The 13,727-nt window shown below is 68.2% G+C and carries 11 protein-coding genes; 7 read left to right on the top strand and 4 right to left on the bottom strand.

Annotated elements, in window-relative coordinates; translation table 11 throughout:
- Positions 1–203 precede the first annotated feature (203 nt).
- The 4 genes from EJB06_RS01365 (at position 204) to EJB06_RS01350 (ending at position 5,349) form a co-directional block, all read left to right on the top strand.
- Positions 204–1,145: a PEP-CTERM sorting domain-containing protein gene (locus EJB06_RS01365; RefSeq protein ID WP_126072201.1), complete on the top strand. Its 942-nt coding sequence runs from the start codon at positions 204–206 to the stop codon at positions 1,143–1,145.
- Positions 1,146–1,499: 354 nt separating this feature from the next.
- Positions 1,500–3,029 carry an XrtA system polysaccharide chain length determinant gene (locus EJB06_RS01360; protein WP_126072200.1) on the top strand — a complete coding sequence of 510 codons (1,530 nt, stop codon included), beginning with the start codon at positions 1,500–1,502 and terminating at the stop codon, positions 3,027–3,029.
- A 17-nt stretch (positions 3,030–3,046) separates the two neighbouring features.
- Positions 3,047–3,841 (top strand): XrtA-associated tyrosine autokinase, encoded by a 795-nt coding sequence (locus tag EJB06_RS01355; protein WP_126072199.1) that lies wholly within the window; start codon positions 3,047–3,049, stop codon positions 3,839–3,841.
- 323 nt (positions 3,842–4,164) lie between these two features.
- Entirely contained in the window at positions 4,165–5,349 is a 1,185-nt protein-coding gene (locus EJB06_RS01350; RefSeq protein ID WP_126072198.1) for a TIGR03088 family PEP-CTERM/XrtA system glycosyltransferase, read from the top strand.
- Positions 5,350–5,359: 10 nt separating this feature from the next.
- On the opposite strand, the gene EJB06_RS01345 is transcribed toward EJB06_RS01350, so the two are convergent.
- Positions 5,360–6,436: a glycosyltransferase family 4 protein gene (locus tag EJB06_RS01345; RefSeq protein WP_126072197.1), complete on the bottom strand. Its 1,077-nt coding sequence runs from the start codon at positions 6,434–6,436 to the stop codon at positions 5,360–5,362.
- 181 nt (positions 6,437–6,617) lie between these two features.
- Here EJB06_RS01345 and EJB06_RS01340 point away from each other — a divergent pair, with 181 nt between their 5' ends.
- Positions 6,618–7,511: a polysaccharide deacetylase family protein gene (locus EJB06_RS01340; protein ID WP_126072196.1), complete on the top strand. Its 894-nt coding sequence runs from the start codon at positions 6,618–6,620 to the stop codon at positions 7,509–7,511.
- A gap of 10 nt (positions 7,512–7,521) precedes the next feature.
- Here the strand turns inward: EJB06_RS01340 and EJB06_RS01335 are convergent, their stop codons facing one another.
- Positions 7,522–9,093, bottom strand: a complete 1,572-nt coding sequence (locus EJB06_RS01335; RefSeq protein ID WP_126072195.1) for an acyl-CoA ligase (AMP-forming), exosortase A system-associated — start codon at positions 9,091–9,093, stop codon at positions 7,522–7,524.
- A gap of 256 nt (positions 9,094–9,349) precedes the next feature.
- Here EJB06_RS01335 and EJB06_RS01330 point away from each other — a divergent pair, with 256 nt between their 5' ends.
- Together EJB06_RS01330 and EJB06_RS01325 are read left to right on the top strand one after the other, a co-directional pair.
- Positions 9,350–10,207 carry a hydrolase 2, exosortase A system-associated gene (locus tag EJB06_RS01330; RefSeq protein WP_126072194.1) on the top strand — a complete coding sequence of 286 codons (858 nt, stop codon included), beginning with the start codon at positions 9,350–9,352 and terminating at the stop codon, positions 10,205–10,207.
- Positions 10,207–10,869, top strand: coding sequence for a hydrolase 1, exosortase A system-associated (locus tag EJB06_RS01325; protein ID WP_126072193.1), 663 nt, complete (start codon positions 10,207–10,209; stop codon positions 10,867–10,869). Before EJB06_RS01330 ends, EJB06_RS01325 begins: the two co-directional genes overlap by 1 nt.
- Before the next feature lie 15 nt (positions 10,870–10,884).
- Here the strand turns inward: EJB06_RS01325 and prsR are convergent, their stop codons facing one another.
- Positions 10,885–12,240 carry a PEP-CTERM-box response regulator transcription factor gene (gene prsR / locus EJB06_RS01320; RefSeq protein ID WP_126072192.1) on the bottom strand — a complete coding sequence of 452 codons (1,356 nt, stop codon included), beginning with the start codon at positions 12,238–12,240 and terminating at the stop codon, positions 10,885–10,887.
- A gap of 31 nt (positions 12,241–12,271) precedes the next feature.
- A complete protein-coding gene (locus EJB06_RS01315) occupies positions 12,272–13,663 on the bottom strand; it encodes a TIGR03013 family XrtA/PEP-CTERM system glycosyltransferase (protein ID WP_126072191.1) in 1,392 nt (463 codons plus the stop codon).
- Positions 13,664–13,727: the final 64 nt, after the last annotated feature.

Raw genomic sequence — 13,727 nt, 5'->3', positions numbered from 1 at the left:
CAAGACATTGTTCTGCGACAAACGCGCGACGTCGGGAAATTTTGCATGCCTGCCAGCACCCATCAAGACTGCTGAGCTCGAATTCGCAAGTCGTTGATTACACAGATGAATTCGTGCTGGCACGCTTGCTGCATACAGGGTTGGCACGGCGGCGCCGCCAGCTGTCGACGCTACCCCACCTGATCCCCACCGGAGAGTTAACTATGAAACTAGTCCCGACATCCCTGATGAAACATGCGGCGATTGCCGGTCTCTGCCTGGCCGCCATGAACGGCGCGCGCGCCGATGCGTTTGCCCAGGCCGTCCTCGTGATCGACAATTTCCGCCTGCTCCATTCCAGCGGTGCTGCCTTCAAGTCGACGGATTTCACGATGCTCGACGGCACCAACTCGGCCCATGCCACCGCCTCCCTGAACGGCGTCGCGTCGACCGCGATCCCGCAAAACCGCGGCATCCTGAGCGGCACCGGTCCCGATGTGGCGCACCAGTTCGTCGGCCTGCCCAATCCGCCGCGCGCGGAAAACAATTTCACCGCCTTTTCCGGGACGCCGCCGGTGCCGGGCACCTTCGGCTACGCCGACCAGAACATGACCGGCAGCGCCATGAGCATCGGGGCCCAGCAGGCCGGCGTACGCGCCGAAACCCGCGCCGACGCTTCCCTCGCCAACGATGGCGAGGCCGCCGGCGACTCCGACGTCGGCACCTCGACCGCGTTCAACTTCATGCTCGGGGTGGGTGAAAGCATCACCTTCGCCTTCGACGGCACGCCGTTCACCCAGGCCTATGCCAGCACCGGTAGCGGCATGGAAACGAACGCCATCGCGCGCCTGTCGTGGAGCGTGAACATCATGAACCTGCAGACCGGCCAGATGGTGTTCGCCTACCAGCCGGGTGAGCTCAACGGCTACGGCAACGTCAGCCGCACCGACAGCTTCCCCGGCATGTCGACCTACAACCCCGGCAAGCTCAGCTTCACGGCCACCACGCCCATGCTCAAGGCGTCGGAAACCTACCAGCTGACCATCAACCAGACCACCCTCGCCAATGCCCTGCAGGATACGGTCGCGGTGCCGGAACCGGGCAGCCTGGCGATCTTCGGCCTCGGCCTGCTGGGCATGTCGCTGATGGCGCGGCGCCGCAACTAGGCCGGCCATGAAGACAAGAAGAACAAGATGGCCGTGCCGTTCCCGGCCGATCCAGGGCCCGCAGCCGCTGCTGCGCGGTCGGCGCCGGCTGGGGATGCGGGCGTCGGACCGCCCCGGAGGACCCTGATGCGCGGCTCGCAGTCAGCCGCCATTTTTCCGGTCAGGAGCGCGCCTGACCGGGCAGTTTTTTTGGTGCGGACAGGCGCCGCGCCCATGCGCTTTTTAATTTTGACGCCAATCAACGCGTCACTGATCAGCGGGAACCACAAGTTTCCACGGACATATAATCGAACGAGTAGTGAAGCTGGCAGTGTCGCTTCCGATCGCCGCCCGACTTACGGAGACCAACACGATATGGAGGACTTCATCAGCCAGTTGCTGCTGCATGTACGGGGCATCTGGAAATATCGCTGGCTCGCCATCGGCACCATGTGGGTCGTGGCAGGGGTGGGCTGGGTGGTGGTGCTGCGCCTGCCGAACGATTACCAGAGTTCGGCGCGCGTGTTTGTCGACACCCAGAGCATCCTCAAGCCGCTGATGGCCGGCATGACCAGCATTCCGAACGTACAGCAGCAGGTATCGATCATGAGCCGCACCCTGCTCAGCCGGCCGAACCTGGAACGCGTGCTGCGCATGGTCGACCTCGACGTCGACGCCACCAGCGCGCGCCAGCGCGAACACCAGATCGACGAGCTGGCCCTGCGCCTGAAGATTTCCGGCACCAGCACCAACGATATCTACTCGATCAGCTACGCAGGCGACAACCCCAGGCAGGTGCACGACGTGGTGCAATCGCTGCTGACCATCTTCCTCGAAGGCAGCTTCAAAGGCAAGAAGGCCGACTCGCAGCAAGCCATCCGCTTCATCGACGAGCAGATCAAGAGCTACGAACAGCGCCTGGTGGCGGCCGAAAACACGGTCAAGGAATTCAAGCTGCGCAACAGCGCGCTGCTGCCGCGCCAGGGCGTCGATTACAGCGCCCAGCTGGCCATCGCCAGCGACGCGCTCAGCACCGCGCGCATCGACCTGCTCGAAGCGGAGCAGGCGCGCATCGCAATCCAGGCGCGCATCAATGGCGATCCGCTTCCGGCCGGGGCCGATCCGCGCCCGCGCGCCATCGTCAATCCCGACATCGACGCGCGCATCGCCGCCATCAACAAGAATCTCGACACCCTGCGCCTGCAATACACCGACCTGCATCCCGACGTGGTCGGCGCGCGCCGCCTGCTGGCCCAGCTCGAAGCGCGCAAGATCGAGGAAAGCAAACTGGCCGCGCGCGACGCCGACCCGGGGCGCTTTTACAGTCCCATGCTGCAGCAGCTCAAGGTGGCGCTGACCGAAGCCGACGCCAAGGTGGCCGCGATGCGCGTGCGGGTGCACGAATACAGCGTGCGCCACGAACGCCTGCGCGAGCAGAGCAATGCCGTCCCGGAAGTCGAGTCGCAGCTGGCCCGCCTCAACCGCGACTATGAAATCAACAAGGACAACTATGAAAAGCTGATCGCCCGGCGCGAGTCGGCCAGGATCTCGGGCGACCTGAGTTCCTCGACCGAGATGATGACTTTCCGCATCATCGATCCGCCGACCATGCCGATCTCGCCGGTCGGGCCCAACCGGCGCCTGTTCCACAGCGGCGTGCTGCTGATCGCCCTGTGCGCCGGCCTGGGCGCGGCGCTGCTGATGAGCCAGGTGCGTCCGACCTTCGTGAGCCCGAGCGCGTTGCGCGAGATCACCGGACTGAACGTGCTCGGGACGGTGTCGATGAGCTGGAACGATGCCGAACGCCACAAACTGCGCCGCGGGCAATACCTGCTCGGCGGCGCCTTCACCGCCTTGCTCGGCCTGTACGGCGCGGTCATGGCATCCGGATTTCTCACGGGCTGAGCCCCAGGGAGTACAACATGGACAATTCCCTCATTCCGGCCGCCGCGCCGAACGGCCCCGACGCGCCCGCGGCCATCCCGCATGCGGAGCCGCTGCGCGAGGTCGACATCAACCTGGCGCGCCTGCAGCAGATGGGCATGGTGACGCACGACGGCGGGCGCACCAGCGTGGCCGAGGACTTCCGCATCATCAAGCGGCCGCTGTTGCGCAATGCGCGCGCGGCGGTCTCGGGCGGGGTACGGCACGGCAACCTGATCGTCGTCACCAGCGCCCTTCCCGGCGAAGGCAAGACCTACTGCGCGATCAACCTGGCGATGAGCATCGCCATGGAAAAGGACCACACCGTGCTGCTGGTCGACGCCGACGTCGCGCGCCCGTCGGTGCTGCGCACGCTGGGCCTGGCGCCGGGGCTGGGCTTGATGGACATCCTGCTCAATGACGACCTGAGCCTGTCGGACGTGATCCTCAAGACCAACATCCCCACCCTGAGCCTGTTGCCGGCGGGCCGCAACAACAAGCATGCAACGGAGCTGCTGGCGAGCCAGGCGATGAGCAAGCTGCTCTCCGAGATAGCCAACCGCTATCCCGACAGGATCGTGATCTTCGACTCGCCGCCCTTGCTCCTGACCACCGAAGCGGCGGTCCTGGCGGCCCAGATGGGCCAGGTCGTGATGGTGGTCGAATCCGAGACGACGACCCAGCGCGAAGTCAAGGAAGCGCTGCTGCGGCTCGACAACTGCGCCCGCGTCGACCTCATCTGCAACAAGGCGCGCGCCTTCAACGGCGGCGACTACCACGGCTACTACGACTAGCCGGCGCCAGCTCGCGCGCAGACGAGCCCGTGTCCACCCCGGTGTCAGGTCTGACAATCGGACACGGACTCGACCGATTTTGCGGCCCGGTCCGTGTCCACCCCGGTGCCAGGTCTGACAATCGGACACGGACTCGACGGGCAGTACGGTCCCGTCCGTGTCTGAAAGTCAGACCTGGCACCAGCGTGGACACGGGCTCGACAGGCAGTACGGTTCGGTTCGTGTCCGATTGTCAGACCTGGCACCGGGGTGGACAAGACCTGGCATCGGGGTGGACACCCGGATTGTTTCAGTTCGTTCGATTAACCTTTGCGGAGTCGACCATGACTACTTCCCTTGAACCGCCGCGCCTCGTGGTGCATCTGATCCATCAGCTCGACGTCGGCGGTCTCGAAAACGGTTTGATCAACCTGATCAAGCACATGCCGCCCGAGCGCTACCGGCACGCCATCGTCTGCCTCAAGGATTATTCGGATTACCACGCGCACATCAAGACGCGCGGGGTCGAGATCATCAGCCTGAACAAGCGCGAAGGCAAGGATTGGGGCCATTACCTGCGCCTGTTCCGCGCCCTGCGCACCCTGCAGCCGGACCTGATCCACACGCGCAACCTGTGCGGCATCGAGGGCCAGCTGGTGGCCGCGCTGGCCGGAGTCAAGCTGCGCGTGCACGGCGAACATGGCCGCGATATGAGCGACCTGTACGGCAAGCGCCTGAAGTACAAGCTGCTGCGCCGCCTGCTGCGCCCGCTGATCGGCCATTTCATCGCCGTCAGCGCCGACCTCGAACACTGGCTGATCGACAGCGTCGGCGCCGAACCGGAAAAAGTCTCGCACATCTCGAACGGGGTCGACAGCATCCAGTTCCATCCGCGCCTCGGCCCACCGGCCGCGGTCGGCCCGGCCGGCTTCATGCAGGACAATGCCTTCGTCATCGGCAGCGTCGGCCGCATGGAGGAAATCAAGGATTACGGCACCCTGGTCGAAGCGTTCCTGCGCCTGATCGCCTCGCCCCACCCTGCGCACCAGCGCATGCGCCTGCTGATCGTGGGCGACGGGCCGCAGCGCGCCGCCTGCATGGAAACCCTGACCCGCGCCGGCGCCGCCCACCGCGCCTGGCTGCCGGGCGAACGCAGCGATATCGCCCAGCTGCTGCGCGCCATGGACGTGTTCGTGCTGCCCTCGCTGGCCGAAGGCAGTTCGAATACCATCCTCGAAGCGATGGCGACCGGGCTGCCGGTGGTGGCCACCGCCGTGGGCGGCAATCCGGTGCTCGTGCATCCGGGCTTTACCGGCATCCTGGTGCCGCCGCGCGCGCCCGACCTGATGGCCGCCGCCATCGCCGACTATTGCCGGATTCCCGACATGGCGGCGCGCCACGGCATGCGCGCGCGCAGCCAGGTCATCGCCAACCACAGCCTGCCCGAAATGGCGCGCGGCTACCTGCGCGTGTACGACGCGCTGGCGCACCCGGACGGCGGTTGCCCGGGACCATCCGCGCATCCCTAGCCGGCATGGCTCAGGCCAGCGCCGCCTGGCGCCCGTGCCGCGCCCGGTGCACCTGCGCGTAGCAGGCAAGCACCTGCCGCGCCACCCGCTCCCAGCTGTCGCCGCGCACCAGGGCGCGCACCTGCTCGCGCGGCGGCGGCGATACCAGCAGGCGCAGCACCGCGCGCTGCTGGGCGTCGGTATCGTCCCAGTCGACCCGGGCCAGCGCGAACTCGCCGCCAGGCAGGCTGAAGGGCGACTCGCGCGCGATCAGCAGCGGCGTGCCGGCCGCCAGCGCATCGCGCAGCGCCAGCGGCGCCCCCTGGCCGTCGCCGGGTGCGATGCACAGTGCCGCCGCCGCGTAGGTGCTGGTCAGCATCGCTTCATCCTGGCGCAGCGCGCCCAGACAAGTGAGCCCGCGCACGCCGCGCAATTCGCGCAGGTACGCCTGGTCGCGCTCCCCGGCCTCGCCCACCAGCACCATCGGCAGCGACAGCGCCGCCATCGCCTGGGCCATCGGCAACTGGTTCTGGTAAGGCGAGATCGGCCCGGCCATCAGGGCGAACGGGCCGTTCATGCCGGTGCGCTTGCGAAACAGCTCGCCATCGGCCGCCAGCAGCGCCGGGTTGACGCCATTCGGCAACACCCGCACCCGCTCGCCATCGATCAGGAAGCCGGCGCCGATGGCTTGCTTCTCGGCTTCCCCGAGCGCCACGATCAGGCTGGCCTGCTGCAGGGCACGCCGGGTCTGGGCGTAGCCGGACTGCACATTCCACGAGGTCAGGTTGCCCAGCCGATGGTCGCCTGCGCGCGCGCTGGTGCCGGTGGCGCGGTTCCAGCCGGCGGCAATCAGCGGCGTCAGCACCACCGGGATGGCCTGCTCGACCGCCAGTTCCACCAGGCGCTGGTTACCGTGGGTGGCCGAAAAGACGTGGATCAGGTCGTACTCGTCGAGGCGGCTGGCATACGGATTGACCAGCTCGACGGCGACCGGCGACCCTTCCTGCGCGCCCAGCGCGACCAGGGCGCGGATGGTTTCGCGCACCTGCTGCTGGACGCCATCCTCGCGCTCGAACAACATGGGATAAGACAGAATTCCGATTCGCATGTACGCCTCCATGGTGAAAACGGGCCGGGCCCTGGGGCACGGGCAAGGCGGGCGGCATGAGAATGCTCAACAAGTCGCCACCCGCGCTGATTTAGTATTGCTTCACATTAAAAGTCCAGTGTACCGACGGGCACCGGGGCTTCATTGAGGCAAGTCAACTAGTTTCGCCAAAGAAAAACCCATGCGCGTCCCCCTTTCGATCCTCGTCTATCAGCGCGTCCATGCCGCGCCCGACCCGCTGTTTCCCGAATCCCTGCACGCGCGCCGTTTCGAGCAGCAGTTGCGCCTGCTGCGCCGCTGGTTCCGCCTGATGCCGCTCGCGCGCGCCGTCACCCACCTGGCCGAGGGCACGCTGCCGGCGCGCGCCGCCTGCCTGACCTTCGACCATGGCTACGCCGAGCACGCCTCGGTCGTCCTGCCCCTGCTGCAGCGCTACGGCGTACCGGCCACCTTCTTCGTGGCCGCGAGCTACCTCGACGGCGGCTGCACCTGGAGCGACATCGTCACCGAAGTGGTGCGCAACGCCCCGGGAGAACGCCTGAACCTGGGCCGCAGCGGCTTTGCCAGCTACGATATCGGCTGCCCGCTGCGCCGCCGCGCCGTGATCGAGATGCTGCTGGCCGCGCTGCGCCTGCTGCCGCCGGCCGAACGCCTGGCGCGCGCCCTGTCGATGGCGCGCCGCCCGACTCCAACCATGATGAGTTCCGACCAGCTGCTGGCCCTGCACCGCGCCGGCATGGGCATCGGCGCCCATCCCTTGCACCACACGGTGCTTTCGAGCCTGTCCAACGCCGCCGCGCGCGCCGAAATCGCCGAAGGCCGGCAGCGCATCGAAGCGCTGATCCGGGCCCCGGTGCGCCTGTTCGCCTATCCCAGCGGCAAGCCGGGCCAGGATTTCGAACAGCGCCACGGCCTGATGCTGCGCGCCCAGGGTTTCGAGGCGGCGGTCGGTTCGGCGCGCGGCGCCGCCCGCAGCGGCAGCGACCTGTTCGCCCTGCCGCGCCTGACTCCTTGCGAAGGCGGCAGCGGCGCGTTTCTCATGCGCATGGCCGGCAATCTGTTCGCACGCGGCTAAGCCGGGACAGTCAGGCCGCGCCCGCCATCTGCGCGGCCAGCAGGCGCCGGTCGAACTTGCCGTTGGGACTGCGCGGCAAGGCCGCCGCCCGCACTTGCGCCAGCAGCGGCATCATGTAAGCCGGCAACTTGGCGCGGCAAGCCGCCAGCAGCGCCGCCGGCTCCAGCGGGCAGCCGGAGCGCGCCGTCACCGCCAGCGCGATCGACTGTCCCAGCACCGGATGATCGAGCCCCAGCGCCGCCGCTTCCTCCACCAGCCCGGTCGCGTACAGCACGTCCTCGATCTCGCTCGGACTGACCCGGTAGCCGCCGGTCTTGATGGTCTCGTCGCTGCGCCCGAGAAAGTACAGATAGCCTTCCTCGTCGATGCGCACCGTATCCCCGGTCCACAGCGCCAGTTCGGCCAGCGGCGCGCCGTCGCGCGAGGGCAAGGGGCGGAAGCGCTCGGCGCTGCGCGCCGCGTCGTTCCAGTAGCCGAGCGCCACCAGCGGTCCGCGATGCACCAGTTCGCCCGGCTCGCCCGGCGCGCACGGCTGGCCGTCCGGCCGCAGCACCAGCACCTCGGCATTCGCGATCGCCTTGCCGATGGAATCGGGACGCAGCGCGCGCTGCTCGGGCGTCAGGCAGGTCGAGCGGAACGCCTCGGTCATCCCGAACATCAGGTACATGCGTGCCTGCGGCAGGCGCCGCCGCAGCGCGTCCAGGGTGGCGCGCGGCAAGGTCCCGCCGGAACTGGTCAGGTAGCGCAGGCTGCCGGCCGCTTCCCAGTGCAGCTCGGCCAACTGGATCCACAGCGGCGGCAGCGCGGCCAGGCCGGTAATGCGTTCGCGCGCGGCCAGGGCCGGAATATCGCGCGTCAACAGTGGATTCATCAGCACCACGGCGGCGCCGGCGGCAAAGGCGCCGGTCAGCTGGCTCAGGCCGTAAGCCAGGCTGAACGGCAGCAGCGCCAGGATGCGGTCTTGCGCCGTGTGCCCGAGTTCGCCGGACACGCTGGCCGCGCCCGCCACCAGGTTGCGGTGCGACAGCACCACGCCCTTGGGCGCGCCGCTCCCGCCCGAGGTGTACAACAGGGCCGCGATGTCGCTTTCGATGCGCCGATGCGCCGCGCGCGCAGGGCCGGCGGCGGCGCGCCGCAGCCAGCCGTCCCAGCCGAGCACGCCCAGCCCGGGCAGCATGCCATCCTCGCGCCCGGTCTGCAGTACGCAGCGCAGGCCCGGGCACTGCGCCAGTTCGAGCTCGAGCGCCGCCAGCCGGCCGGGCGAGGTCAGCAGCACGCGGGCGCCGCTGTCGCGCAGCACATGGCCGACCTGGCCCGCTTTCAGCAGGGGATTGACGGGCACGAACACCAGCCCGGCGGCGGCCGCGCCGAACATGGCCAGCACCGCTTCCTCGCACTTGTCGAGAAAAATCGCGACCCGCTCGCCGCGCTCCAGCCCCAGGGCCAGCAAGCCCTGCGCCGCAACCTCGACCCCCTGCGCCAGCTCGGCATACGCGAGGCTGTTGTCGAGATAGCGCAAGGCCAGGCCCTGCGGCGTGCGGCGGGCCGCCTCCGTGATGAGTTCGTGCACGAGCTGGGGCATGGTGTCCTCGATTAGTTTGTTTCCAGTGGGAATCTATGGTCAGGAAAAACGGCGGCGCTGTCCTTGACCCGTATCAAACAAGGCCCGGGCACTCTTGAGCTTGTGCCCGCTCAAGAGGCCGCTCTGTCGGGGGTGTTTAATGAAACCGGTTCCGCGGACACGACAGGGGCGACGGAACCGTGCATGGCATCACCAGCGCGCCCGTAATCTTGCGACCCGGGCCGAGACCGGGGTCCGTACAGGAGATCCGACCACCATGAATGCGCCCCTGCTGCCGCTACCGCGCGTGTATCCGTTTTTCTTCGATGTCGATCCCGGCACCCGTTTCAGCCTGTATCACGCGCCCGCGCCGCAGGTGCCCGCGCGCGGGGCGATCCTGTACGTCCATCCCTTCGCCGACGAAATGAACAAGGCGCGCCGCATGGCCAGCCTGCAGGCGCGGCGCTTCGCGGCGGCCGGCTACGCGGTGCTGCAGATCGACCTGTTCGGCTGCGGCGACAGTTGCGGCGACCTGAGCGTGGCACGCTGGGACATCTGGAAACGCGACCTTGCCAGCGCCCGCGCATGGCTGCGCGAGCGCGCGGGCAGCGGGCCGATGCACCTGTGGGGCGTGCGCCTGGGCGGCTTGCTGGCCCTCGACGCCGCCTGCGGGATGCAGGTCGACGGCATCATCCTGTGGCAGCCCTTCCTCAACGGGCACACCTGCATCAACCAGTTCCTGCGCCAGGACCTGGCGGCGCGCATGCGCGCCAGCGACCCGGGCGACCCGGCCACCCTGGGCACCACCGGCCAGCTGCGCGCCGCATTGAGGACGCGCGGCATGCTCGAAGTCGGCGGCTACGAACTGGCCGCGCCGCTGGCGCATGCCATCGATGCCTGCGACGCGGCGGCGCTGCCGCTGCCGCCCTGCCAGGTGCACTGGTTCGCCAGCGGCTCGCCGGCGCCGCTGCGCCTGGCCGCCAGCGCCGCCCGCATCGCGCGCCGCTGGAACGCGCGCGGGGCCACCCTGCATTTCCACCCGATCGAGGGGCGGCCGTTCTGGGGCGCCAACGACATCGCCGATTGCCCGGCGCTGCTCGACGCCACCAGCGCCGTCTTCATGGGGGAACGCTGATGTTTGCCGAACAACGCGCAGTCCAGTTCAGCTGCCAGGGCAATTCCCTGATCGGCATCCTCGACCTGCCCGAGCGCCCGCTGGCGCGCGGCGTCCTGGTCGTCACCAGCGGTCCGCAATACCGCATCGGCCAGCACCGCCATTTCACGCTGCTGGCGCGGGTGCTGGCCGGGCGCGGCATCCCGGTGCTGCGTTTCGACCACCGCGGCATGGGCGACAGCGAGGGCGAAGCGCGCACCATCGACGCCCTAGCCGACGATGTCGATGCCGCCATCCGCGCCTTCTTCGCCCAGGTCCCGGAGCTGCGCGAGCTGGTGCTGTGGGGCCTTGGCGACGCCGCCATGGCCGCCCTGCGCTACGCGCAAGCCGAGGCCCGCGTGGCCGGCGTGGTGCTGCTCAATCCCTGGCTCGCGCCGCGCGCCGACGCCGCGCCGGACATGCTGGCGCAGCGCGTGCTGGCCGGCCTGGCCGGTTTCGACGGCGCCGCGCTGCTGATCCTGGGCGGCCAGGATGCGGCGGCGCAGCAGTTGCCCGCCCTGATCGCGCGCCATGCGCTGCGCTGCAAATGCGTCACCATCGCCGGCGCCGGCCGCACCTTCGCCAGCCGTGCGTGGCGAGACGAGGTGGCGGAGGTCAGCGCCAACTGGATCGCTTCCTGGTGAGGCGCATCGCCCCGTTCAGGGCGATATCCGGATCCCGTGATGGTGCATCAGGTCGTACAGGGTCGGCCGGCTGACCCCCAGCAGCTCGGCCGCCTTGACGATCGAACCGTTGGTGCGCGCCAGCGCCGTCACCATCACCTTGTATTCGGCGGCGTCGCGCACCTGGCGCAGGTTGACCGGGGCGTCCGCCTGCGGCACGCCGCCCAGGCCAAGGTCGCGCGCGCAGATCTGCGGCCCTTCCGCCATGATCACCGCGCGCCGGATGCAGTTTTCCAGCTCGCGCACATTGCCCGGCCAGCCGTACTGCTCGATCGCCAGCACCGCGTCTTCGGTCAAGGCCGGCACGTGGCGCCGTTCCATCAGGCTGGCCTGGTGCTTGAAATGGTGCGCCAGCAGCACGGCGTCGCCGACCCGTTCGCGCAGCGGCGGAATGGCCAGCACCACTTCGCTCAGGCGATAGTACAGGTCCTCGCGAAAGCGCCCCTCGCGCACCAGCTTCGGCAAATCCTGGTGGGTGGCGCAGACGATGCGCGCGTCGATCGCGATTTCGCTGCGCCCGCCGATCCGTTCGATCACGCGCTCCTGCACGAAGCGCAGCAGCTTGGCCTGCAGCGCCATCGCCATGTCGCCGATTTCGTCGAGGAAGAAGGTGCCGCCCTGGGCCATTTCGATCTTGCCCAGGGTTTGCTGGCCGGCGCCGGTGAACGCCCCTTTTTCGTGGCCGAACAATTCGCTCTCGAGCAGGTCGGCGGGAATCGCGGCGCAGTTGATCGCCACGAAGCGCTTGTCGTGGCGCGCCGACAGGTCGTGCAGGCCGCGCGCGAACAGCTCCTTGCCGCTGCCCGAGTCCCCCAGCAGCATCACGGTGGCCGACGACGGCGCCAGCTTTTCGACGCTGCGGCACAGGCGCAGCATGGCCGGGTCGCGCGTGACGATGCGCGCCAGCGGCGAGTCCGCCCCGATCTGCAGCATGCGCTGGTTCTCTTCCTGCATGGCGTGCAGGTAGTAGGCGCGCTCCACCACCAGCTTCAGGGTGTCGGCGTCGAACGGCTTCTGGTGGAAATCGTAGGCGCCCATCCCGATCGCCTTGAGCGCGTGGGCGCGTTCCTGGTTGCCGGACAAGACGATCACCTTGGTGTCGGGGGCCTCCGCCAGCAGCGCCTGCAAGGTCGCCAGTCCCTCGGCGGCGCCGTCCGGGTCGGGCGGCAGGCCCAGGTCGAGCGTGACCACGGCCGGCCGGTGGCGGCGCAGCTGCGCCAGCGCGCTCTCGCGGTCTTCGGCGATCAGCACCTCGTAGCCGTCGAAGCTCCAGCGCAGCTGCTTTTGCAGACCCTTGTCATCCTCGACCACCAACAGCTTCTTTTTGCCCATGTCGCAGCTCCTTGTAAGAGACGGGTCGCCTTCAGCGGCTTCCCTTGCCCAACAAAACCACCTGCACCGTATCGATCAGGATCAGCAGATCGAGGAACAGGCTGTTGTTCTTCACGTAGTACAGGTCGTACTGCAGTTTCTGGATCGCGTCTTCGACCGAGGCGCCATACTGGTAGCGCACCTGGGCCAGGCCCGTCACGCCCGGCTTGATGCTGTGGCGGACGTTGTAGTAAGGGATATCGCGCGCCAGCTGGTCGACGAAAAAGGCGCGCTCCGGGCGCGGGCCGACGAAACTCATCTCGCCCCGGAACACATTGAGCATCTGCGGCAGCTCGTCGATGCGCAGCTTGCGCAGGTAGCGCCCGACGCGCGTGATGCGCGGATCGTCGGCGGCAGCCCAGGTGGGCACCCCGAGCGCCTCGGCGTTCTTGCGCATGCTGCGGAACTTGAGCACATTGAAGATCGCGCCATCCTTGCCGACCCGCTCCTGCTGGTAGAACACCGGCCCGCCATCCTCGCAGCGGATCGCGGCCGCCGCCGCCAGCATCACCGGCAGCGCGGCCACGGCGATCAAGCCGCTGGCGAGCAGGTCGAAGCTGCGCTTGACGCTGGCGCGCCAGAAGCTCTGGTCGAAACCGCCGCCGAATATCAGGTAGCTCGGTTGCAGCGAGTCGAGCCGGATCTGGCACGCTTCGCGCTCGAAAAACGTGGCGGCGTCGATCACGCGCACCCCGCCCAGGGCGCAGGCCAGCAGCTCGCGCACCGGAAACTCCTTGCTGCGCCGGTTGGTCACCGTCACCACCAGCTCGCGCGCCTCGTAGCGGCGCGCCATGGCCAGCAGCGACTCGCCCAGCGGCAGCAGCTGGGAGGTCGGCACGCAGCTGTCTTCGCCGGCGATCGGCACGCAGCCGACCACGCTGAACTGGTGCAGGCCGATCTTGCTGTGCGCCAGGTCCATGCATTCGCGCGCCAGCGGGCCGCTGCCGACGAACATCAGGCGCGCTTCGAGCAGGGCCGACTCGGCCGACTTGAACACCACCAGGCGCGTGAGCACCACGGCGGTGGCGCCGATGGCGAAGATCGCGCTGCTGATGCCGCGCCCGAAATAGATCTCCGGACGCACCGCGATCAGCGCGGACAGCAGTGCGAAACCGAGCGCGAACGAGGGCATGATGCGGATCAGGGTGGTGCGGATGCCCTCGCGCGAGCCATGCTGGTACATCCCGAGGGCGCTCATGCTGAAAATGATGACCAGGGCGAAGGTCAGGGAAGACAGGTAGAGGTTATCGGCCCGAAAATTGCCATGCTGGTCGGAAAACCACAGCACCGAGGCCACGCTGGCCGATGCGAGCAACATCAACAGTTCGAGCAAGAGCAGCACGAAGGCCATCTTGGATACGTAGTGACTGAAGATCCGGATCACGTTTCCCCCATGCGAGCAATGCCTGCCGCGTCCGTGCCCACGGCACGGCGTGCTAGATAATCGC

Source organism: Massilia atriviolacea, assembly GCF_003953935.1.
GTDB classification, from domain to species: Bacteria; Pseudomonadota; Gammaproteobacteria; order Burkholderiales; family Burkholderiaceae_D; genus Telluria_A; species Telluria_A atriviolacea.
The sequence above is the reverse complement of the archived record's forward strand: the minus strand, read 5'-3'. Positions and strand labels throughout refer to the sequence as shown.